Here is a 23,377-nt window from a genome sequence, read left to right on the forward strand (position 1 = left end):
AGGCTGGTTTGAGCTGGGCCAATTTGGAGTGCACCACTTTTAGCGGGATAAATTTGTAACTTACCCTCATTTTATGTTCTCTTTAGCTGTCCATCAATATGTCAGCCATCACTTGAAAAAGGGCAGTTGGCAAGCACTGTAGTAGTCCAATACAGACATATTATTCCTAATAAGTAGAATTATCATGAAACCAATAATCAATTTTTTCTTTGTGTTTGTATCTATTACTATCTCTCTGACAGTATTAGTACTTTATATAAAACAAGACAGTTTTATAGAGTCTCAAAACCATTCCATTCAGAAACAAAACGAAGAGCTTCAGCTCCAGCTAAATCAAAAAACTAAGAAGCTACAGACTCAACTAAATCAACAGAATACGAAACTTCAAAAACTGATAGATCAGCAGATTATAGAAAGAAAAAGAGCAAAACGAACTCGTTTGATAGATATCCTCTACCAGGAAAGGGAAGCTCAGAGTGGATCGATTCCTGTGTTCCTCAAAAATCACTCAACATCCAGAAAACCGAGATTACCAAAAGCCAACTTGCGATCGAGACGAGAAGCTGTCATCGAGTTCATCAAACTTGAAAGGGAAGCAGGAAAGAAAATTGATTTGAATAGTGCTTTTCTAAGTAATGTTGATCTCAGTAGGAAAAAATTAAAAGAGTATGACTTGGTAGGGGCTCTGAAAGGTGCTAGCCTGAGAGGAGCACACTTGGAAGGAGTCGACTTTAGCGATACAAATCTGGAAGGCGCCACTTTTTTAGGAGCTAATTTGGAATCGGCGCGATTCTTTGGAGCCAACTTAATCGACACGAACCTCAGAGCAACAAACTTAGAGGGAGCCATGTTCTTTGAAACACGCTTGGCTGGAGCGAAATTTCATGGATCGTACATAAAATTGGCTGTTTTTTATGGAGCTTTTCTGCATGGGGCCATTGTAAATTCATCCCAATGGATTGAGGATTACCATAAGATGAATCCACGTTTAAGAACTTTCCGTTTAGATCAATACTCACTCGTCGAAGGAAAAGATGAAAACGGAGACCGAATCTATTTCATCAATGGGCCAGACCCCGCATTAAAAGCTAAGAAACCCAAACTGTAAACAAATTGATTGGAACCGCTAACAGCTGTCGAAATGAAGGAATAGGCAATCAAAGTCATCATTTAATCGGTCAACCATTTTTTGCCAACTGTAAAACAACCGGTGGCGGCAAAGAATCCTACTATGGGAAATGCCCCTTGTTTACCCTGCAACCCCTCGGTAAATAATACTCGAATCGCACCAAAGAGCATGAGTAAGCCAAGTAAAATGGCAAGGCAGCCGAATATCTTTTTCACGACTTTACCGGGAGTGATCTCGATTGCCTTTTTCGATTTCTTTTTCTTCTTGGCGGAAGCGGGTTTCTTTTTTCTCCGTGTGGGGACACTCGGCTCTTCGTAGTCTTCATATAGATCTTCGATTTCTTCGTCAGCGGCCGGCACTCGGATTTTCGCACCGCAGGATTTACATTTGAGTGTCTGGCCGGCTCGTTCATCGCGTACATTATAATTTTGGAAGCATTCGTCACACTGAACTGAAATCGTCATGAAAACTCTCTCAAAGTGGGCTGCTCTCTTCTGTATTGCTTGGATTAGATGCTGCTGAGACGAGAGCCGGGTCACTAAAAAAGCCCTATCTCTTTAATGAGAAAGGGCTTATAATTGGACGATACTGGATTCGAACCAGTGACCTCCACGATGTCAACGTGGCACTCTAACCAACTGAGCTAATCGTCCTGCGGTTAAAAAGGGTACGCGCCGATTAAGAAATCGTCAAGTTCCAGACGAGTTTCTGTGAAAAAAACTGCTGAAAGTAAGAGTCTGGCGCCCTGTCTGACCGATCATATCAATTTCAGCGGTTTCCGACGATTTTTCTGCGGACGGGCGAACATTGACGCGGACATAACTTGTCGAATATAAAGACTCTACCTCCTTCGAACTGCCTGAGCAGTGAGCCCTTTGTAACGGCGACTGTGGTGGTTCCGACTTTAGATGAAGTTCAAAAAACGAATGATTCAAATCAAATTACCCGATGGAAGTGTTAAGGAATTCTCAGACAACAGCTCCGCAATCGATGTCGCACAATCAATTGGAGAACGGCTGGCCAACGCGGTGGTCGCTGCCGAGGTAAACGGAACCGTTTGTGATGCGTTCCGACCCATGCAGGAGATCGCGAATTCGTCCGAAATCTCACTCCGCCTGCTGACCGATCGCGATGCCGAAGCACTCGGCGTGATGCGGCACTCGTGTGCCCACGTAATGGCGCGAGCCGTGATGCGTCTCTGGCCCGGCATTCAACTGGCCTTTGGCCCGACCCTGCCTCATGGATTCTATTACGATTTTGGTCTCGAACATACCATCAGCGAAGATGACTTTCCCAAAATCGAAGAGGAGATGAAAAAGATCATCAAAGAGGAGGAACCGTTCGAACGATTCTCCCTCGACCGAGGCGAAGCCGTTTCGTTTGTGAACGAGATGGCTCAGCATTCTAAAGCGGAGCATATCGAAACGGGGCTCGCCGATCATGGGCAACTCAGCTTTTATCGACAGGGCGAGTTTGTTGATCTCTGCCGTGGTCCTCATATTCCCAACGCGGGAAAAATCAAAGCTTTCAAACTGTTGTCGGTTGCAGGTTCCTACTGGAAAGGCGACACCGGGAATAAACCGTTGCAGCGTCTGTATGGAACTGCGTTTTTCAGCAAAAAAGATTTGAAAAAGTATCTGGAACAGGTCGAAGAAGCCAAACGCCGCGACCATCGTGTGCTTGGCAAAAAACTGGGACTGTTTCAGATCAATCCGGAAGTGGGACAGGGACTCTGCCTCTGGCTGCCCAAAGGGGCCACGATCCGCGCGGTACTGGAAGACTTCATCAAAGTTGAACTCACACGGCTCGGCTATCAGCCGGTCTACTCACCCCATATCGGGCGTGTCGAACTGTATGAAACCAGCGGTCACTTCCCCTACTATCGCGACTCGCAATTCGCGCCCCTGTTCGGGCACGATGCCGGTCAACTGGTCGATTTCTGGGTCCGCAAACTGGAAGAGGACAATCTGTCGGCTGAGGATGAAGAGACATTTTGGAAATCCTCACGGGTGATGAACTGCGATTTCGAATTCCCTCCCGGCGCGAATCGCGAAGAAAAAATTGCAATCCTCAAAGACTGGGAACACAAAAACGAACGGTATCTGCTGAAGCCGATGAACTGTCCGCATCACGCGGAAATGTATCGCTCGATGCCGCGGAGTTATCGCGATCTCCCCGTGCGACTGGCGGAATTTGGAACCGTGTATCGCCACGAGCAAACGGGGGAATTGAACGGGATGTTGCGCGTCCGCGGCCTGACTCAGGATGATGCGCACATTTTCTGTACTCCCGAGCAAGTGGAAGACGAATTCCGGATCACACTGGATCTTGTCAAATTCATTCTGGCTTCGGTTGGCCTGGACAATTTCCGCGTGCAACTTTCGCTGCGTGAACCGGGCAGTGACAAGTATGTGGGCAGTGAAGAGAACTGGCAACGTGCCGAAAACAGTCTGCGAAAAGTACTCTCCGATTCGGGAATGCCATTCACAGAGTGTGAAGGTGAAGCCGCGTTCTACGGACCAAAGGCCGACTTTATGGTTTCAGACTGTATCGGCCGCGAATGGCAGTTGGGAACGGTACAACTCGATTACAATCTGCCAGAGCGTTTCCAGCTTGAATATACCGGCTCCGACAATCAGCCACACCGTCCGGTCATGATTCATCGTGCCCCGTTTGGTTCGATGGAACGCTTTACCGGTATGTTGATCGAACATTTCGCAGGTGCGTTTCCACTCTGGTTGGCTCCTGAGCAAATCCGTGTGTTGCCCGTCAGCGACAAGACACTCGATTATGCGAACGAAGTGGCAGCCGAACTGCGCAAGAACGGATTCCGTATTTCCGTCGACACACGCAGTTCGAAAGTCAACGCGAAAATTCGCGACGCCCAACTGGAATTGATTCCGTATATGTTCATCGTCGGTCCCAAAGAGGCGGAACAAACTGCGGTCGCGGTACGGGACCGTATCGACGGTGACTTGGGACCAATGCCGTTAGGGGATGCAATTTCCAAACTGAAACAGGAAGTCGAAGATCGTCTTGTACGGCAGGTTGTGGAAAACAGCTTTTCCGGAATCGAAGGACAGACTGAGGAATCGAATGAATATTAACTGGGATCAATCATTTGAGAATCATAAAGGGCACTAAGTAAAAAAATGCGGTAGTGGGGCAGTTTGCGTTTTTTCTTGCTTGAGCGATTAGGCATGGATAAAGTATGTGCTGGCTATCAAGTCTCGGCAAGTCAAGACATCTCTTGGGGAAAGAACCGATGAAAGAGAAACCAATCGCCAAATTCAAACTGTCATTCAAGCGTATGTACCTTGTGGTGATGGCCTATGCTATTCCGGGGTTTCTATTGGTTGTGATTGCAGATGCAGCGGTTTGCGGTGTTGAAAACATGAATTTTTCTGGTACGCTGATCACAGTCTTGGGAACTATTATTGGAATGGCAGTCATTGCAGTGGCTCTAGTAGCCCTTGTAGTTCTAGTCCCATACTACAAGGTAAGCGTGTATAAGGATCGAATTGGATGCCGTGACTTTTGGGGTTTCTATCGAGAGCAAAAATGGAGTGAAGCAGAGAATGTGCGACCGTTCACCTATCTGTTTGGGCTTAAAGTGGCGATACTTCAAAGCCGTTCAAACAATATTTGGATTCCAATGTTCCTTACGGATATGAATGGTTTCCGAACTCTGGTTTCCGAACTGGCCAGCCCCGATTCAGCACTGGCAGAGTACCTAACGCAAAACGAGCAACAAGAGATCGACACCTAGTCAAGCGACTCGACGCTTCCGTGCCCGAAGTCAAAATTCAAACTGACCCACTACCAAAAATTCTGCTGCGTTCCGACGATGATTGAGATAGATTATCGGCCATAAAAAAACTCGCATGAGTTTTCTATTCTCAACAAGGCCATTTCACCTATGAATTCAGATCTATTTCAAAACGTGTGGATCAAGCCAGACGGCATATGCCCCCCGATTAATCCCTGGAGTTTCAGTTCGAATTTCCAGTCGATGAATATTTTTGACAGAAACTTTACAGAATAGCACGTCCTTATCATGTCGAATTGGGATGGATTTCCAGAGAACTCTGTTATCTCCCAAGACTATGAAGGTAATTGTACTGTTAAATTGAGTTTTAGAGTCCCGGATGGCCACACCGGTCACAAAAGTATTGTATAGACCATCCAGCTGGTAACAGACGCGCGCGAAACCTCTACTTGGTGGAACCAGTCCCAGACCATTGGGGAACTCAATCTGATTGACCGTAAATATTCCCCCATTTCCAGGATCACCATTCTTTCCGAAAGGCCATCCACCTGGAATGACATCCAGTTCCTGCATGTGGTTCAGATACCGCAGGGGCATCTTGCTTAACTTTTCATTGATCTCCCTTTTATCTTCTCCGATTGATTGATTCCACGCTCGACTATACAAGTCATAAGCGTGCATTTCCAATTCTCGCTTTGTCAATCCTTTCTCTTTCTCAGCTAATTGATACCAGCCATTGGCAACCTCCAGCAGCGCACTTTGATTATTTAAGTTCGCAAGTTCCTGCTTAGCCAGGGTTCGAAATTCCGCATCTTCGCCTCTGGCGAGCCAGACAAGCCCCTGTTTCCAGTCATTCAACTTTAAGGCGTGAAACTGTCCATATAGAAAAGCTGATTTTGCGTCGTTCGGATTCTGTTGCAGTTTTTTATGAAATCTTTCGACGTTGCGATATTCGCGAACCAGCATTCCACAGCGCTGTTTTAAACTGTTCGCCAGTGTATATGCGTGGTTGTTTCCTGACGCTTTCCCCGCTTTGACGGCTAATGCCGCGATCTTCAGTGCTGACGAATAATCGCCTGCCTTGATTGCAGCCTGACTGGTCTCGATCGCTTCAAACGCCAGTTCTTTCCTGGACCCTGATCTCGATTTCGATTTCTGTAACAGCTGCTTGTATTTTTCAGAGAAATCGATGTTCTCAGAAAGTGGAAATGCTCCCAGAACTTGCGTTCCATCCGAAATAATAAGGGAACACAAGACAAAACTAAGCATGTGAACGAGAAACTGGTTTTTTAGAGTTAACATTTTTAAATCCAATTAAGAATTTGTCTAGACTTATGTGCAAAATAAACAAAGGATACGTTTCTATCATAAGTGAACCACTCTGGGGTTCCAAGCGTTTTCTCGACGAATTAAACAGGGAATTCCCATTTGGATTGAGTCCGAAACCGCTCCAGGCAAATTTTTTCGGTACCTAATCATAACGTTACGTTGTTATTCAAAGGTCTGACGCAAATCACGTGTCAAAGTGTGGGAAGTCAAATGGGAAATGTGGGATTAAAGTACGATCTATTTGAGCGGCTCGGCGCTAGCCGCCGGTACTGTTCTATTCGTCATTCGATCTGCAATCGGTAATTCACACTCAATTGCAATTCGAAATAAAGTCGCAAAGTACCGAGTGCCAGCGCACTGTCGCTCACAGGATTCGTCGATTGATTCAGACCGAAAGTTGGTTGTTCAGACCAGCTTTCCTACTCTGAACACTTTGATATTTAGATTCCATTCCGATATAAATTACGGAAGTGAGTTTCATTTTGCATTCTAAAATGAAATGCGCGGACAGCATCGTTTCTGTTAAAGCATCAGATCCATTCTATACCTGTTTTATGTGAGTAGTACACTATGAGCCAAGCTGTGGGACAACAGATTGAAACCGAGTTTTTTGCGAAGTTTCCGACCTCTTCACAGATGTACCAGCGGGCCTGTACTTTGTTTCCCAGTGGGGTGACTCACGATGGTCGCTATATGCAACCGTTTCCCATTTATGTCGATCATGCAACAGGTTCACATAAATATGACGTGGACGGCAACGATATTATTGATTACTGGAGTGGTCACGGTGCTCTGATCATGGGGCACAGTCATCCGCAGATGGTCAAGGCGGTTCAGGATCAGGTTGCGAAAGGAACGCATTTCGGCGCCTGTCATGAGTTGGAACTGGAGTGGGGGGAACTTGTCCGCAAACTGGTCCCTTCTGGTGAAATGGTGCGTTTTACCAGTAGCGGAACTGAAGCCACCATGATGGCGTTACGCGTCTCGCGAATCGCTACCGGAAAAACAAAAGTCATGAAATTCGCCGGTCACTTTCACGGCTGGCACGATCTCTTAGCTCAGGCCGCCGAACCACCACACGATGACAAAACCTATAAGATGCCCGGAGTCACGCACGGCGTGTCTGATGAATTGATTATCGTGCGTCCCAATGATCTGGGGCTGGTCGAGAAAGCGATTGCCGAACATGACCCGGCCTGTATCATTGTGGAAGCTACGGGCAGCCGCTGGGGTGTAGTGCCTTTGGAGGATGGTTTTCTACAAGGACTAAGACAACTGACGGCTGACAAAGGCGTGCTGCTGATTATGGATGAAGTCATCAGTGGTTTTCGAGTCGCGCCCGGGGGAATGCAGGAAGTCTGTGGGATTGTCCCCGATTTGACCTCTTTGGCAAAAATCGTTGCCGGCGGATTACCCGGCGGTTGTTTGACCGGTCGCGCCGATCTGATGCAGGCGATTGCCTTTGATAATCCGTTCGGCAAAAAAATGAAGCACCCCGGAACTTATAATGCGAATCCACTTTCGGCGGCGGCAGGCGTCTCTGCTCTCAAGTTGATCGAAAATGGAGAGCCCTGTCGGAAAGCCAACGAGAGCGGCGCGAAACTGCGAATGGGGATGAACGAAGTCCTGACACGTAAGAATGTGAACTGGGCCGTCTATGGTCAGTTTTCGATTATCAAAGTGCTTCCCGGCTACGATGGTCCGCGGCCCGTGGATGACAAATTTGTGCCTTACGATAATGACTTTGATCGTCTGGACTGCAAACACGATGCGCAGTTAGGCCACGCGTTTCGCTGTGCCCTGCTCTTGAATGGGGTCGACTGGTTCGGCTGGGGCGCCATGACCACGGCTGCACACACGGATGAGGATATCAGCTTCACCGTGAATGCCTTCGAACGGGCCATCGATGCACTTCGCGCCGATGGTTTCATCGATTGATACAATGCGAAAACTCTCGGAGTCGATTGAACGTGGATGAAATCTGGAAACCAACTGCGAAAGAGTTGGAACAAGCAATTCATAAACAGACTCCCGATATCATTGAGAAGGGGTTGAAGGCACTGTTTGTCGGTACGAACCCCGGATTGTACTCGGCTGCAGTCGGACATCACTTTGCGCGTCCCGGCAACCGGTTCTGGCCCGCCATGTATCAAGGTCGTGTGACGGAGCGACTCTATTCACCGTTTGAAGATTACCTTCTCCCCAAACGGGGAGGTGGCCTGACGAATATTGTCAGCAGAGCATCCAAACGAGCTGACGAACTTTCCAAAACGGAACTATTCGAAGGTGCGGAAATCCTCACCGAGAAGGTCATTAAGTATCGTCCGCAAAAGGTGGTTTTCCTGGGAATCACCTCCTATCGGAAAGCCTTTCAGGAACCCAAGGCTCAACTCGGTTTACAGGAACGGACCATCGGAAACGCTTCTCTCTGGGTGCTCCCCAATCCAAGTGGCCTGAACGCGCACTACCAGCTTCCCGCACTGGGAAAGATATTTGCCGAAATGTGGCGCTAAGCACTCTTCCCATTCTCCCTATTTTACAAAATAAAGGCTCTTTTCTCAGGCTGGCTTTCATTCGGGCTGAATTGATTTAATCCCTCCCATTTCTTTCGACGATAAAAATCTATATCCGATCAGAGAAACTGCGCAATCAATGTCAGCTATTCTACTTGTACTCATTTAGGAAATACGTCATTCCCCATGCCAGCTTTTATCACGCAACGAAATTGGCGTCGATTGATATTGCTGTTGCTGTGTACTGCCATGATCAGTCTGCAAGGCTGTCTCGTCCGTCGAGAACGGTATAGCCTGGCCAGTATGTGGGCCGATTATAATACGTTGCGTGCGCCTGCCATCTTTTTGCAAAAACAAGAACATATGCCTTACAAAGCAAGGCAGGTTTCTTATTTCCACTGGCAATATGGAGTGACTCCGGGACGTGATGTGAAATATTCGCGACCCGATCTGGTTGGCGGATTACAAGGAGCTGGTGCGGCTCCTTATGAAGCTGTAGTGAATGTCGGCGCGACAGAAAATGAGCATACACCGCCGAATGAACCGACACCGAGTGTCATCCCAAACGGCGCAATGACCATCCCCTATCATGGGAAAGTAAGCCCCCCTGTGACACCGAAGAAACCGTATCCCCAATCCATTCCACCTTCACCAGAACCACCGCCTGCTGCGGGAACAACAGCGCCTCCCCCTGTGCCACCTGCTCCTTAATATCTGAACGATCCTGAAACGCAATTAAGAATCTACCATACAGGGGCGGTTGTTGTATTTTCAGAGATTATCGTTCGAAAGGATTTTGTTCATAAACAAGGGTGGGCTCGAATGAAATTCGGGCCGAGCACAGAGAGCAGGAGGTTGAGAATTCACTTTTCAACTCAGCGCATACTTGCTACCTGTGTTTTCAAGCTCAGAACGGCATGCTGTTTCTTAATAGATCATATTCACTACAACCTCCTGTTGTCTGACGACAATTCCGAATTGCATTCGGAACCACCCGATCTATGAAAGTTTTTCAAAGCGAATTACTTGCGAATCGCAGATGAAACCTTCGGTACAAAAACCGTAATCCAGATAAAGGGTTGTCCCCGTTCATCGATCACCAGCTTGCGCGTGAGTCCATCGCGGCCGATGGCGTTACGAATCAGAATGCCCCAGGTCGTTCGTTTTTTCGAAATGTTGACTTTGACCTGGTCCAGATCGACTCCTTTTTGCTGGACTGCATACTCATCGACAATCATCGGGATGCCTGAGGCTTTAGACGCCGCCAGCAAAACGTCTCTTAGTGGAACGTTCGTTAGTTCCACAGGAATCAATTGAAAGAAACGTGGTGCCGTTTTCTGACGGGACTCTTTCAATTCCCAGCCGATAGGCCACGCGCTGGATACCGATCCTATCGGAGTCACAACCAGTTCCAGGGAACCCGAGGGAGTACGTGAGGGATAAAATTCCAATCCGTACTGCTTCAATAAAATTGCGAGCACGGTTCCTTTCGCCAGCTTTCCGAGATCGGGAATGACTTTGAGATCTTGATATTTTTCTGATACCCGTTTTTCCGCATCGATGTTCATTCTCACAAGAAGTGTTTTAGGAAAATCAAGTTTGCTGATCGCTTCTTTCAGAGACATTCCCTGCACATTAACGGGAGCTGGCTCGGAGAGTTCGGCAAAGACGGTTCGAAACTGGTCAGCTGATAAACCCCAGAGGGGTTTACTGTCGGGTGAACCTTGAGCGCCATAAGTTTTGAGTTCGTTCAGCCACTCCTTGAGTTTCCCCACATCTTTGCGTGCGAACTTGTGTCCTGGAAATTGAACCTCACCCCTCCGATCTAATATGCCAATCAGGCGGACTTCACGAAACGTGCCCCGTACATTTTGTTCAATCTCGGGCTTGTCATCGCCCGAAGAACGCCGGGTCTGAATGGAAATATTCAAATCACGAAAGATCCGCCCCCACTCCTGAGCAAACAAAGCCGAACTTGTATTTTCCATGAGCAATGTGACCGAAACGGAAGTTTTGATCGGAGCTCCCTGAGGTTTCGTTGATTTCGGAATCGAGAGCTGTGCCTGCAAACAATGATTTTCCTGTAGCAGCAGTGCTAATATCAGACAAACACCGATCGTTCCGGAAAATCGTTTCATGTGAATTTCAACCTGAGTATTAAAAGACTTTAGTAAAGGCACGCTCTTTCTTTCGAACTCTATTGTAGTGGCTCAGGCAGGATCGAGTAAGAACAATTTTAGAGATGTTGGATAGGAAAGAGGCTATAACTAAGCCCCTTGTGTGTATTATTTAAGTCCCACATTCACAAAATGTGGCGTTGACCAGGCAAGATGTCCATGGGCGGCCATCAGGTTTCCGGGCAGAACGGGGGCATCTTTCGATTGCACAATTCGCCAGTAGAACCAGTGTCTGCCAGGAGGTAAATCTGTCAAACGATACTCAGTGCTGAATTCTTTTGCTCCCGTTCCTGTGAATGTTTTGATCTCCTTGCCATTGTGAATCAACATGGCTGAAACAATGGGACGTGTGCCGATTGCTTGCAGAGCTAGATTGATCGTACCATCTTGCGCTGTGATTTCCTCACCCATCAAGGCACCATTGGCGCGAGTATCGACAAAGAACTGAGCACCGTTTGTGGCAAAGCAGCAGCGTTTTTTTAAGGCGTCGAGAATCGATTCCGCCGTTAACTCTTCGGCGTAGATTCCCGTCAAGGCACCACTCAATCCGGGAGCGCGACGATGAGAATCCCCACAGGCCACAAACGCCAGGTTTCCGCCGCGATTGAGGACGCCATGAAACAGTTTCGGAACACGGGCGATGTAATTACTCCAGCCCGAGGTTAATTCCATGCCCACTTCAACGGGATGTCCCGATGGTTTGAAGGCCGGGTGTTGCGTTAAGGTAATACCACCCGTCTTTTGAACGGCTGTGTTCAATTGGCTGATGTCATTTTCCACTTCAACAAACCGCACCACGGGGCCTCCCGTGGAAGGGTAAACGACGCTGCGATGGTTGGGGTAGGAACGGTTTTTATAAGGATGCGTCCAGTTGCCAGGATCAGCGGCTTTCGCCGTTTTGACGCCGGGAATGCGGGACGTCCATTCATAGCCGGGCAGTGAAAGGAACTTCTGTTCTTGCGTAAACGCATTCGCGAAGAAGTTACCCAGTTCGTATTCGTATTGTGTTAACGGGACGATGTAGTAATCGTTATTCGTAAAAACAACCACATCCAAAGCGGCCCGGTCTCGGGCGTAAACGTTCAACTCATCGGGTTCCCCCTCGGCATCGGACGAAAGATTATTATGACAATGCATGTCTGCCCAGAACAGTTTCAAAGTTTTTCCATCGGCTTGAATCGTTCTTCGCGTGGTGACTTCCCGCTCGATGGGAAGCTCGATTGGTTGCCAGCCAGCCCATTGTTCCTGTTCAAACTTCGTTTGCTTTTTCAAATCACCGACAAGACGATGATACACACGACGTCCCCCGCCAAACACATTCGAAGCCAGCAGAGCAAATTTGTTATCGATCGCTTGTTCGGGATGTGCCAGATGATAATCAACCTTTCCCTGATACAACACAGCCGCAGGCTGTAGTATGTTCTGTTGAATGCGACGTCCCACCAGGTCTCCCCGTGGGTTGGCCGTCGATCCGCGATGGTCTGATTTTCGTTCCCATAACAGCCAGAGGTCCTCTCCGTCAGCGAGTAACATCGGAGCCGTACGTCTGCCGAGATAACCACTTGTGGCAACCGGTTTGGGTTCGATCTGCGCCATCAAGCCTTGTGTGAGTTTTGCCGCGACACGGTTCCCCTCTGCATCTTGAATCTGTTTCCACCCCTGTGGACCACGCTTCGCGACATGCAGTGTATGCCACTGACTGATCACCCCCGGGCCGCCCACGACATCCTGTTTTTGTAGCCAGGCGACAAACAGACCTTGTTTTGTGGAAAGAATCGTTGGCTGTAAACCGTGCATCTCGGCTGGGGAAATTGTTTCCATCGGACCGACTTCGGGGGCGACTTTTCGCCCAACGACATTGTACCGCTTGTGACGATACTGATCCCAGACCACCCACACATTCGCTGACTCTTCAACAGCAATCGCGGGACGGAAGGCATCCACCGTGTCAGTCGAAATCGTGAACGGTTTCTGCCACTCCTTCCCTTTAAGCACACGGCCTTGAATGCGAAAACGCCCGCCTTGCTTGCCGCTCCAAGCAACCATCAGTTGATCGTCGGCAATGCGGGTTGCCGTCGGTTGAATGGCATCGATCTCCGCATCGGAAACAGTGACTACTTTCTGCCCTCTACCCGCTCGATACTCGCGTGCCAAAATTGTCCAACCAGTGGGTTGTTTCGCAGACCAGACGACCCACAGTGAATCGCCGTGCATTGAAACCACAGTCGGATGGCCATGCACGGCTCCCTGTTTACTGACAGTTTGAATCGGTCCTAGTGTTCCGTTCGCTTCGATTTTACGCAGTAGAATTTGATCGCGGCTATTCTTGAACGCATTCCAGGCCACCCACGTGGAGCCATCGGACATCGTGACCGCAGAAGGATGAGAGTCGTAGGTTTTGCTCTCCTCGTTGATAATGACATCGTCGGCGATCTGCGAAAGGTCAACGGGAACCGACTCTGCCCCCGGCAAGCTCTGCATGTCACACAGTAAGAGACCAAACAGAATGACAAAGGGAATGAGCGAGGAGAATTTCTTGATCACGGTTGTGGTCTCTCTGTGGGAATAAGGGGAGGCTCAATGGGGCTGATTTTGACTATATTCCAGAAACGCAACGAGAATCATTGTAACATTGCAACTAGCCCTGTGTGTAGCGTGTAAATATCCTTTGAGAATCTTTTGCACTTTCCTGTTGAAGAATGTTTAACATGTTTCTCACAATACGATATGATCGGATATAAGAGATGGTTTAACGATTCACTTACCTTGAGGACACACCATGTTTCATATTCCAAAGGCACCCTGCTTTTGCTTCCTGCTCAGCTTCGCTTTGATCGCTCCTGTCGTGGGTGGAGAGACTCCTTCTGGTTTTGAAAAAATCTTCAACGGTAAAGACCTCACCAACTGGAATGGATCAGACAAATACTGGTCTGTTCAAGACGGGGCACTCACAGGCAAAGCGGATGGCAGTTTGAAGTACAATCGTTTTATCATTTATGAAGGCCAGCCTGTTCGCAATTTTGAATTACGAGTGAAGGTCAAAGTTTCTCCCGGCGGCAACAGTGGAATTCAATATCGCAGTAAAAAGTTTCACGATCTCGGCGATACCGTGCTCACCGGTTATCAATGCGATGTGGTTTCGAATCGTCCCGAATACAACGGCATGCTCTATGAAGAAAAAGAACGGCGGATTCTCGCCCGCACCGGGAAGAAGGTCATCATCGACACGGCGGGACAGCCCTGGGTGGTCGGCAAGCTGCTGGTCAAAACCTTCCCCGCGGGAGAGTGGCACGATTTTCGAGTTCTGGCCAAAGGCAACCACCTGCAACACTGGATCGACGGTCATCAAACAATCGACGTGATCGACCTCGACAAAAAAGGACGCGACCTCGCCGGTCTATTGGGAGTACAAGTCCACGTGGGCCCGCCGATGACAATTCAATACAAAGATTTTTATCTCAAACGACTACCCGATGACCTGCCCCTCATCACGGCTGAAGAAGCGCCGATTCCTAAAACCGCCGTCAAAGTCGTTCCTCAAGGGGGAGGCAGAAAAAAACGGAAACCCAAACAATCGCGTTAGCAATTTCTACAGCGTAGGTAGAAGCGATCTTGCTGGAGATCGATTGTCTTGCAGAGACGGTTGAAGATGCTTCCGGTTAATTTTACTAGAACGATTTTTTACTACCACGAAAAACACGAAAGACACGAAAACGACCTTTTCACGTTTTCGAAGTCGTTCTTAGTACAAGTGCATTCAGACAAAACCCATATTTTAGCTCAAATCTGCAAAATTCTGCTAAGAAATAGCGTCCCGTATCGAATGACCCCCGGGAAGTGAGCCTATTTCGAACAATCGTTATCGCCCGATCTTCCATAGACCATACACGATAGAAAGGGTTTGTAATGAATCGACATCGCAATCTCGCCGTTCTGGCACTCCTGGCTACACTGACGTGGAATCATTCTCAGGCTTCGGCAGAGGTTTTCGAGAAGGAGTTGGCCGTCGATGAAACGCTTATGATTTCAAATAAGGATCTACCCAAAGGTTGGGTTGTGGCTTCTGATCCGGAGCTTGTCAAATTTGGTAACCGCTGGTGGATGTTTTTTAATTCGATTCAGCTCGACTTTGAAAAGGGCCTGCCCATTCATGTATTGGCTGCCAACCTGCCCCCCGGTGAACCGCTGAGTGCCGCCCCCTCTAAATGGACTGTGCAACCACATCCGGTGATTTCACCAGGTCCCAAAGGTTCGTGGGATGATCGCACGATTGAGACCACCAAATACGTTTTTGGATATGATGCCACAGCCAAAAAGTTTGTGGGCCGGTTGTACTATGTTGGCTGGCCGACACAGAAAAATGGACAGAAACATTATCAGATCAGTTTTGCACAATGGGACGACAAACAGAAACGCTGGGTGAAACATGGTAAGCCCGTTGCCACGGGTACCGAGCCGTGGGAAAGGATGAATAATTCCAGCTTCATCGGTGATCAATCGGTTTACTACGAAGCAGGCTCAGGAAGAGGCGGAGCGGACGGCGTCTGGCATATGTGGTATCAGGCCGTCAGCAAACCAAAGGATGGTGGTGCTTCCCTTGTGCATCTTACGAGTCAGGACGGAATCACCTGGGGAAACAAAAAAAGACTGACACATAAAGTGCCGTTTACCAATCAATTTGTAAAAACGGGGCCCTTCTCGATCGATGTACTTGTCAAGAATGGACGCTACTACTTTGCCGGGTTCCTCTACAACCAGCAGGACCTTTCCAAACAAGGACTCTGGATCACGGAATCCAGCACGCCGGACGGGAGCAAAACAGGCGACTTCACAGAATGGCATCCACTCATTTTTGAGAACAACGGTGTGAAATGGCATGACTCCGGTCTGATGAGTTCGAAATGTCATGTCACAGGCTTGTTCGCTCCGACATTACGGGAAGAGAACGGCAAAGTGTGGATGTTTTATCACGGCTATTATCGCACCGGTGAGGTGAAAGATCCGTGCAAAGACAAATCGAAGAATAGCGGAGTGATTGGCCGTGCTCTGGTGAAAGATTTCTCTAAAATTGGACGATAAGCTTTGCGCAGAGAAACACTCGATTCACTGCATGAATCCAATAAATAAAATTGCCAACCGGAGCCGAACGACTATAGTACTTTAGGACACCATAATCTGTACGTTTTTTAGAGGACCTGAACGATGTTTGGCTGGTTTCGCGGCAATCCCAAAAAGAAATTAGAGGCCCAATACGCGACGAAGCTGGAGCAGGCGCGTGATGCACAGCGGAATGGGAACATTCAGGGTTACGCGTCTTTGATGGCAGAAGCCGAAACGATCTTGCAGGAAATTGATCGTCTTGCAGAAACGGTTGAAAAGAATTCTGATTAATTCGCTACCGCTTCTTTACTACCACGAAAAACACGAACGACACGAAATATTTGAGCTTTTAGTATAAGTGTTTTTTTAGGACATCGAGCGGGTAGACCGTATCGCGCCATTTGACGCCGCCGTTTTTGAGTGTGATCCAGGCTGAGCGCCAGAAAGCGAATGTGAGTGCCAGCGAGGCGTAGAGCAGGAACGGGGTGATACGAATTCCGGAACGAAACAGACTCCCCAATATGGCGTAGCTGAGATGTAAGAGGACCAGAGCTACAACAAAGCCAGCGGTCTGAGCGATCGGAAACAAGAAGGGCATGATAAAGGGGACGAAAAACAACAGGACGTAGAGCGATGTGACTACGGAGAGACGTTTCAACGAATAATTGAGAGAAGCGAACGCATTCTTTTCGACGCCGGTGATGACGCCCCAGGCCGAGGGTTGCCAGCGGACTTTGAGCTCTTTGATGCCCAGATAGAAATCCTGTTTGAACCGATGCTGTTTGACCAGCTTTCCGAGCTTGATGTCGTCGATCACATCGAGCCGAATGGTTTCAAAGCCTCCAATGCGAGTGTAAACTGAGTTGCGTATGAGATTAAACGCCCCCACGCCAATATAAACGTGCTGCCATCGTGAGGGGACCAGCCAGAGATACGTGCCTGCTGCTAACAGAAAACCAAAATACGTCACAAACGCGGATTCAATAATTCCTCCACGTGCCAGTTGGGGAATCAAACAGAGGTGATCGAGTTGCTTGTGCAGAAAGATTTGCGTGGCGTTCGTGATCGCCTGCGGATCGAAAACGATATCGCCATCGGTAAACAGCAATAAGTCCCCTTTTGCGATCTTCGCTCCCTGATGCATGGCGTGCGATTTTCCCAGCCAGTCGGACGGCAGATCTTCAATCTGGAGGACCTGCATGGAAATCTCTTCCTGCGCTGCTGCCTTCTCTGCGACACGCTCCATAATCGCGCCGGTTTCGTCTGTCGAACGATCATTGACGGCGATAATTTCGAGGCAAGGATAATTGGTGGCCAAGAGCGAGTTGAGTGTGACTTCGATGGTTTCCGCTTCGTCTTTGGCGGGTACGATCACGGAAATCAGCGGCCAGGTTTCGGGAGCTTCGGTCTGAGCGACGCAGCGGGACAAACGCTTGCGCACCATCATCACAATCGACGGCACAAGTAACACGGACCAGAATACGACGGTAGCCCAGCCCCAGAATGTGATGAACGATGCTTGCATCAGGCGTTGCCTTGTTCTTTGTGCTAAAAATGAGCTGCGAGCCGATCAGTGACCATCGAACCGATTCTTAATGAAGACGTAGCGGCTGGCGAAGGAGCGTTCAACACGTTAATCATGCGGTCGGATTCATCGATGAGAAAATCATCAATGATATTCCCATCCGGACCCAAAGCTTGTGCGCGAACACCGGCGGGGGCGGTTTCCAGATCTTCGGCTTTGATTTCGGGGAGCAGATGCTGTAGTTCTTTGACGAACGCGGATTTGCTCAGCGAACGCCACATTTCTTTGACGCCCGTCCTCCAGTATTTGAACGCCATCTTCAGGAAACCCGGATAGGTGGCTGATTCAAACATGTCACGGAAATTGATATGCCGATTTGAATAACCTTCACGGGCAAACGCCCAGACCGCGTTGGGGCCACATTCGACGCCGCCGTGAATCATCTTTGTGAAATGCACGCCGAGGAAAGGAAATTCAGGATTCGGAACGGGATAAATCAAAGCACGACACAAGTGTTGCGCCTGTGGTTTGAGCACATAATACTCACCGCGAAAAGGAACAATTTTGGAATTAGGCCGCGCGCCACCCATGCGGGCCACGCGATCGCTGAACAGGCCACCACAATTGATGACGTGCTTCGCAGAATACTCTGCCAGTCCGGTCTGAATCGTGAGATAGTCGGCGTGATGCCGAATGCCTGTCACCTCGGCAGTGGTCTCTACCTGATTATCTTTTTCCTGAATCCGTTCTGCCAGTCGGACAGCGACCTGTTTATAGTCGACGATACCGGTTTCCGGTACATGAATGCCTCTGATGCCTGCGACATGCGGTTCCAGTTCCTTGAGCCGTTCCTCGCCAATCATTTCACAGGTCACGCCGTTTTGCTGACCGCGGTCAAAGATGGTGTTAAGGGAGGAGAGTTCACTTTCATCGACGGCGACAATCACCTTACCACATTTTTCCCAGGCGATTTCTTCGGCATCGCAGAAGGCTTCCATCTCTTCTTTGCCTTCGCGACAGTTGGTGGCCCTTAATGACCCGGGTTTATAATAGATGCCCGAATGCAGCACGCCGGAATTGTGTCCCGTCTGGTGCTGGGCAACTTGGGTTTCTTTTTCGAGAACCAGGATAGATTTATCAGGAAAGCGTTGTGAGATCCTCCAACCGGTGGCTAATCCGATAATGCCGCCGCCAATTATTGCTACATCTACTGTTTTCATGGATGACTTCTATACTCAAATGGAAAGCAGACTCTTATACTCCACAATACAATAACTCCAATCTGGGTCTCTCTCACCTTCATTGACATCATAACTTAGCAGGATCAAGGCGGCAGGAAAACAATGGTTGAGCAAGTTCGCAGTTATTTAGAACAACATCAGGATCGTTTTGTGAAGGAACTCACAGAATTTTTAAAAATCCCCAGCGTGAGTGCCGATTCGACTCTCAATTCCGAAACGAGGCGCGGTGCCGAGTTTGTGTTGAAGCAGCTCGAGGACGCGGGCATCGAAAGCCAAATCATCGAAACCGCCGGGCACCCGATTGTGTACGGTGCCTGGAAAAAAGCCGAAGGTAAGCCGACCGTTCTGGTTTACGGGCATTACGATGTGCAGCCACCCGATCCATTGGATCAATGGATTACGCCCCCTTTTGAACCCGACATTCGCGACGGTCACATTTACGCCCGCGGTGCCACGGACGATAAAGGGCAGATGTATACACACATTAAATCGGTCGAAGCGTGGATGAAAACCCATGGCGAACTGCCAGTGAATGTCATCTTTGTCATTGAAGGCGAAGAAGAAGTGGGCAGCGACAATCTGGATCGCTTTCTGGAAGAGAACAAAGATCTGGTCGCCAGTGACATCGCCGTGATCAGTGATACGAGCCAGTACGCACCGGGCATACCCGCGATTACGTATGGCTTGCGTGGCATTCTGGCTTGCGAAGTGATTGTGCAGGGTCCAAGTCAGGACTTGCATAGCGGCGTGTTTGGTGGAGCGGTGATGAACCCCGGAAACGGCTTAGCTAAAATGATCGCCGCCCTGCATGATGACGAGGGGCGAGTACGGATTCCCGGCTTTTATGACGGCGTGATCGAATTACAGCCGGAGGAACGTGCGCAGTTTGCTGCTCTACCCTTTGATGAAGCAAAATTCATGAGCGACCTCGGTGTGAACGCCGTCAGCGGAGAAGCAGATTTTTCCACGTTAGAACGTCGCTGGGCTCGGCCAACCTGTGATGTGAACGGCATGATCTCTGGTTACACGGGAGAAGGCCCAAAAACCATAGTGCCAGCGGAATCACGGGTCAAAATCAGTTGCCGTCTGGTTCCCGGTCAGGATCCGGTGGCACTTACCAAAGCGCTGGAGCAATACTTGCGAGCACAGTTGCCGACCGGCTTGACGATGGAGTTTGTTGATTTCCACGGATGTAACGCACTGGTTTTCGACTTCAACAGCCCGTACATGAGCGCCGCCAAAACGGCGATTGAGCAATCGTTCGGCGCGGCTCCTGTTATGATCCGCGAAGGGGGTTCGATTCCCGTTGTCGAAACATTTCAGACGGTCGTCGGCGTGGAAACCCTGTTACTCGGCTGGGGACAGAACACGGACAACCTGCATAGCCCAAACGAACGCTTTGCCCTCGAAGCCTTTCGCCAGGGAACGTTAGCCAGTGCCCTGCTCTGGCATGAACTGGCGGGCGTAACTGTTTGAGGTTTTTACTACCACGAAATTCACGAAAAGCACGAACTACAGTGACGCTGCCGAGATCGCTGGTCTGAAATGCTAAAGTTGACAAAAGCCAAATTGCGACCAACGAATAACGCATCATGTAGGGTCGGACCCGCGTGTCCGACCGCGGTTGTTTATGATCCGTTGTAATTTTATCTTTTGTTGGCGAATATTCTGTGCTTTATTTTTAGGCATTGGGAATGCTGGATAGCAGCGGGCGAACACATGGGTTCGCCCCTTGTATCTTACGGTTGACTGTCTGCAATTCTTTGTTTTGATATGTAAACAAAGCCATTGATTCCCGCCTTTAAAGGCGGGAATCAATGGTGGCGAGTGTCAGATCGTGTCCGCCCCTGGTCTCAAAGACCGGTCTGTAGCTTGATCGCCACTCGCTCTCTACATGCCTTAACCCGTACAGTCGCCTGAGCGGTGCCACAACACCAGCTCGTATCAGCAAGGAAGGGACTTAGCATGCAACAGCATAACACAATTTTCGTCGGAATCGATATTGCGAAATTTAAATTCGATGTCGCTTTCTCACATCTTTCCAAAGGAACTACCTATAATTATACACCAGAGGAGACCAAAAAGTTCATTCAGATACTTCGAGATATTCAGCCGCAACTGATCTGCCTCGAAGCAACAGGAGGACTGGAACGAAAACTCGTTGCCTGCTTACACAAGCATCAGTTCGCCGTGGCAGTCGTGAACCCCAGACAAATCCGGGACTTTGCCCGGGCCAAAAATCAACTTGCCAAAACTGATCAAATTGATGCCCGAACCATCATGCAGTTTGCACAACTGATGCAACCCCGCATTACTCCAGCTTTAACACAAGCTCAGCAGAAAATGCGTGAATTCAGTTCCCGCAGACAGCAGGTCAGTAAAATGATCATCCAGGAAACAAACCGTCTGGCATCCACTGCGGACAGAGACGTAAGTAAGCTGATTCAGCAGTCGATTCGTGCCTATAAAAAGCAGATCAAAGTCATCGAGAAGAAACTAAAGCAACTGATCGCCGCTGATAAGCAGGCTCAGGAACGCGCCAACATCCTTCAATCGGTTCCAGGTGTAGGAGGGATTACGGCGGCCTTACTGATTGCAGAGTTGCCAGAACTAGGGAGTCTGAATCGAAAACAGATCGCACGGTTAGTAGGAGTTGCGCCAACCAATCGGGATCGCGGAATCATGAGAGGGAAACGAACGATCGGTGGAGGACGGGTCGGTATCCGTAATGGATTGTATATGCCTACCGTTGTCGCTCAAAAACATAACCCCAAAATCTGTGCGTTCTACAAACGGCTCGTCGAAAGTGGGAAGCCCAAAATGGTCGCACTCGTGGCGGCTATGCGGAAACTGCTCACCATTCTCAATGTCATGATCAGAGAAGGGAGAAAATGGGATGAAAAAATAATTAAAGCTTGATTTTAGAGACAGTCGCTACGTGTTCTCAATTGCCATTCTGAATCGTCAATTCTGTTTCTAGTGGCATACAATGCACTGTCGCCCACAGGATTTCGTGAGTTTCGTGTCTTTCGTGGTAGTCCTGATTCCTTTTCTTTAGACGAAAGCACTTTGATGCTCTTAATACAGTTCCCTATTTTCAGCTAGGGGAGCGGGCACTATTCCATAAGGTGTTTTGCTGTTGCTCGTTGGCTTCTTTCAGCAGACTCTGGTAGGTGTGGCTTCCAGTTCTTCGTCGGACATATTCTGGAAGGGATGTGATCGCGTGTAAGAACGTAACGAATTTGTTCTTTGGAAACGGGAATCCTGAATTGATAATCGACGTTGTAAAAAAATCAAAACAACTATTGTAAATAATTTGCAAATGTATATAAAATGTAAAAAACAGAACTTCATTAACAGTATAGATCTGTTTAAGTTGTTTCCAGAATTAAAATTGTTAGCGGAAAGACATCAAGTGTTTCATTTCATTCGCTCGCTATCTAATCTATCCGGGCTGATTCTTGCTGTCGGATGTATTATTCATTGCATGATGATGCCACTTTTACTGGCAAGCCTGCCAGCCTGGGGATTGACCTGGCTAGTTAGTCCACGTCTGCATCAAATTCTTGCGTTGCTTGGTATTGGGATTGGACTATGGGCACTACTACCAAGCTGGAGGGTTCATGGTCGCAGCACAGTGATCTTATTAGCAGGAAGCGGATTGATGATCATGAACTACGCTGCTTTTTTTGGAACGGAATGCTGTCAGATTCATCCAAACAATCAGGAAACAAATCAATTGCCTGAATGCTGTCAAGATTCCTGCTGTAGCACTTCTGTTTCTGAAAAGTATAAAAACGAAGAAGTTGTTGCCATTACGGAAAAGGCCGACGTCCTCGTAGCATTACTGACATTCTTAAATTGGTTATCGAGTCACCCTACTGCAATCGGTGCGACTCTCCTGGCATGGGCACATTGTTTAAATGGATTATGTGGTCGTGCGTGCTGTCAAAAAGAATCGGCATCATAAGCTCAATTGACAAATTCTTTAATCCTGACTTCCATTTCGTAGAATCCAGAAACAAAGAATGATGATGTTATCACTATCGACTGCAAGACCATTTATTCTTTTTCAGTCGTGGTGATGTTGATGGTCGTTTTTATGATCCAACGTTCCTGTAACCGACTTACCGTCAAGTTCAAGAGTCAACGTGACCTGAAAATCATTGAGTAGTTTGAGTTGCTGAGGCAGCTCTTCAAAAGGAAGCACAAATCTTGAGGATTGGGAATCTGGATCTTCTTCCAATGGAGATGCAACAAAAATGACGGGAATATCCTGGTCACCGGTATGAAAAGTTGCCTGAATCTTTTCAGAGTCTATCGAATAAGGCTTGTGGGTTTTCGCATTGATGACATGAATTTCAATTTGATTTCTTTTGCCGCTGGATAAAAATTCTAACTCAACACCACTGCTTTCAGGTAGCTGGATGATGTGTCTATGGTGTTCGTGATCTGTGTGATGTTCGTGATCTGTGTGAGGTTTAAGCGAACTCGTCTCTTCCAATTCCTGGCTACAGGCGGTAGTGATACATGTCAACACCAGCAAATAGATCCAATTTGTCGGAACTGTTTGCATTGAATGAATTTTTTTCAT

Annotated in this window: 19 protein-coding genes and 1 tRNA gene; 12 read left to right on the forward strand and 8 right to left on the reverse strand. The window is 48.4% G+C overall.

Features of this window, described 5'->3' with window-relative positions; translation table 11 throughout:
• Nucleotides 1–544 precede the first annotated feature (544 nt).
• Nucleotides 545–1,108 (forward strand): pentapeptide repeat-containing protein, encoded by a 564-nt coding sequence (locus V202x_RS27360; RefSeq protein WP_197993223.1) that lies wholly within the window; start codon nt 545–547, stop codon nt 1,106–1,108.
• A gap of 62 nt (nt 1,109–1,170) precedes the next feature.
• On the opposite strand, the gene V202x_RS04370 is transcribed toward V202x_RS27360, so the two are convergent.
• Both V202x_RS04370 and V202x_RS04375 read right to left on the reverse strand, forming a co-directional pair.
• Nucleotides 1,171–1,593 carry a hypothetical protein gene (locus tag V202x_RS04370; protein ID WP_145171557.1) on the reverse strand — a complete coding sequence of 141 codons (423 nt, stop codon included), beginning with the start codon at nt 1,591–1,593 and terminating at the stop codon, nt 1,171–1,173.
• Between the two features lie 115 nt (nt 1,594–1,708).
• Nucleotides 1,709–1,782, reverse strand: a tRNA-Val gene (locus V202x_RS04375).
• 273 nt (nt 1,783–2,055) lie between these two features.
• Here V202x_RS04375 and thrS point away from each other — a divergent pair.
• Together thrS and V202x_RS04385 are read left to right on the forward strand one after the other, a co-directional pair.
• Nucleotides 2,056–4,236, forward strand: a complete 2,181-nt coding sequence (thrS, locus tag V202x_RS04380; protein WP_197993393.1) for a threonine--tRNA ligase — start codon at nt 2,056–2,058, stop codon at nt 4,234–4,236.
• 158 nt (nt 4,237–4,394) lie between these two features.
• A complete protein-coding gene (locus V202x_RS04385; protein ID WP_145171561.1) occupies nt 4,395–4,898 on the forward strand; it encodes a hypothetical protein in 504 nt (167 codons plus the stop codon).
• Nucleotides 4,899–5,060: 162 nt separating this feature from the next.
• On the opposite strand, the gene V202x_RS04390 is transcribed toward V202x_RS04385, so the two are convergent.
• Nucleotides 5,061–6,200 (reverse strand): NPCBM/NEW2 domain-containing protein, encoded by a 1,140-nt coding sequence (locus V202x_RS04390; protein ID WP_145171563.1) that lies wholly within the window; start codon nt 6,198–6,200, stop codon nt 5,061–5,063.
• 597 nt (nt 6,201–6,797) lie between these two features.
• On the opposite strand from V202x_RS04390, the gene V202x_RS04395 reads away from it, so the two are divergent.
• From V202x_RS04395 to V202x_RS04405, 3 genes are all read left to right on the forward strand, one after another.
• Nucleotides 6,798–8,165 (forward strand): aspartate aminotransferase family protein, encoded by a 1,368-nt coding sequence (locus tag V202x_RS04395; RefSeq protein ID WP_145171565.1) that lies wholly within the window; start codon nt 6,798–6,800, stop codon nt 8,163–8,165.
• Nucleotides 8,166–8,197: 32 nt separating this feature from the next.
• Complete coding sequence (locus V202x_RS04400; RefSeq protein WP_145171567.1) at nt 8,198–8,740, forward strand: mismatch-specific DNA-glycosylase; 543 nt, start codon at nt 8,198–8,200, stop codon at nt 8,738–8,740.
• Nucleotides 8,741–8,926: 186 nt separating this feature from the next.
• Nucleotides 8,927–9,451: a hypothetical protein gene (locus tag V202x_RS04405; protein ID WP_145171569.1), complete on the forward strand. Its 525-nt coding sequence runs from the start codon at nt 8,927–8,929 to the stop codon at nt 9,449–9,451.
• A gap of 311 nt (nt 9,452–9,762) precedes the next feature.
• On the opposite strand, the gene V202x_RS04410 is transcribed toward V202x_RS04405, so the two are convergent.
• Both V202x_RS04410 and V202x_RS04415 read right to left on the reverse strand, forming a co-directional pair.
• Nucleotides 9,763–10,878 carry a hypothetical protein gene (locus tag V202x_RS04410; protein WP_145171571.1) on the reverse strand — a complete coding sequence of 372 codons (1,116 nt, stop codon included), beginning with the start codon at nt 10,876–10,878 and terminating at the stop codon, nt 9,763–9,765.
• 147 nt (nt 10,879–11,025) lie between these two features.
• The gene (locus V202x_RS04415; RefSeq protein WP_145171573.1) at nt 11,026–13,461 is read right to left on the reverse strand and encodes a hypothetical protein; all 2,436 of its coding nucleotides are present in this window, start codon (nt 13,459–13,461) and stop codon (nt 11,026–11,028) included.
• Between the two features lie 235 nt (nt 13,462–13,696).
• On the opposite strand from V202x_RS04415, the gene V202x_RS04420 reads away from it, so the two are divergent.
• The 3 genes from V202x_RS04420 to V202x_RS04430 all read left to right on the forward strand — a co-directional run bounded on the left by V202x_RS04420 (nt 13,697) and on the right by V202x_RS04430 (nt 16,308).
• A complete protein-coding gene (locus tag V202x_RS04420) occupies nt 13,697–14,500 on the forward strand; it encodes a DUF1080 domain-containing protein (RefSeq protein WP_145171574.1) in 804 nt (267 codons plus the stop codon).
• A gap of 323 nt (nt 14,501–14,823) precedes the next feature.
• A complete protein-coding gene (locus V202x_RS04425) occupies nt 14,824–15,996 on the forward strand; it encodes a hypothetical protein (RefSeq protein ID WP_145171576.1) in 1,173 nt (390 codons plus the stop codon).
• Between the two features lie 123 nt (nt 15,997–16,119).
• The gene (locus V202x_RS04430) at nt 16,120–16,308 is read left to right on the forward strand and encodes a DUF6435 family protein (protein ID WP_145171578.1); all 189 of its coding nucleotides are present in this window, start codon (nt 16,120–16,122) and stop codon (nt 16,306–16,308) included.
• A 58-nt stretch (nt 16,309–16,366) separates the two neighbouring features.
• On the opposite strand, the gene V202x_RS04435 is transcribed toward V202x_RS04430, so the two are convergent.
• Both V202x_RS04435 and lhgO read right to left on the reverse strand, forming a co-directional pair.
• Nucleotides 16,367–17,542, reverse strand: a complete 1,176-nt coding sequence (locus V202x_RS04435) for a glycosyltransferase (protein WP_145171580.1) — start codon at nt 17,540–17,542, stop codon at nt 16,367–16,369.
• 23 nt (nt 17,543–17,565) lie between these two features.
• A complete protein-coding gene (gene lhgO, locus V202x_RS04440; RefSeq protein WP_145171582.1) occupies nt 17,566–18,762 on the reverse strand; it encodes an L-2-hydroxyglutarate oxidase in 1,197 nt (398 codons plus the stop codon).
• Between the two features lie 123 nt (nt 18,763–18,885).
• Here lhgO and V202x_RS04445 point away from each other — a divergent pair, with 123 nt between their 5' ends.
• The 3 genes from V202x_RS04445 to V202x_RS04455 all read left to right on the forward strand — a co-directional run bounded on the left by V202x_RS04445 (nt 18,886) and on the right by V202x_RS04455 (nt 22,753).
• Nucleotides 18,886–20,259 (forward strand): dipeptidase, encoded by a 1,374-nt coding sequence (locus V202x_RS04445; protein WP_145171584.1) that lies wholly within the window; start codon nt 18,886–18,888, stop codon nt 20,257–20,259.
• Nucleotides 20,260–20,748: 489 nt separating this feature from the next.
• Nucleotides 20,749–21,702 (forward strand): IS110 family transposase, encoded by a 954-nt coding sequence (locus V202x_RS04450; protein WP_145171587.1) that lies wholly within the window; start codon nt 20,749–20,751, stop codon nt 21,700–21,702.
• Between the two features lie 496 nt (nt 21,703–22,198).
• Nucleotides 22,199–22,753, forward strand: a complete 555-nt coding sequence (locus V202x_RS04455; protein ID WP_197993224.1) for a MerC family mercury resistance protein — start codon at nt 22,199–22,201, stop codon at nt 22,751–22,753.
• 102 nt (nt 22,754–22,855) lie between these two features.
• On the opposite strand, the gene V202x_RS04460 is transcribed toward V202x_RS04455, so the two are convergent.
• On the reverse strand, nt 22,856–23,377 hold the full coding sequence (locus tag V202x_RS04460) for a hypothetical protein (RefSeq protein ID WP_145171591.1): 522 nt from the start codon (nt 23,375–23,377) through the stop codon (nt 22,856–22,858).

Source organism: Gimesia aquarii (assembly GCF_007748175.1).
Lineage (GTDB): Bacteria > Planctomycetota > Planctomycetia > Planctomycetales > Planctomycetaceae > Gimesia > Gimesia aquarii_A.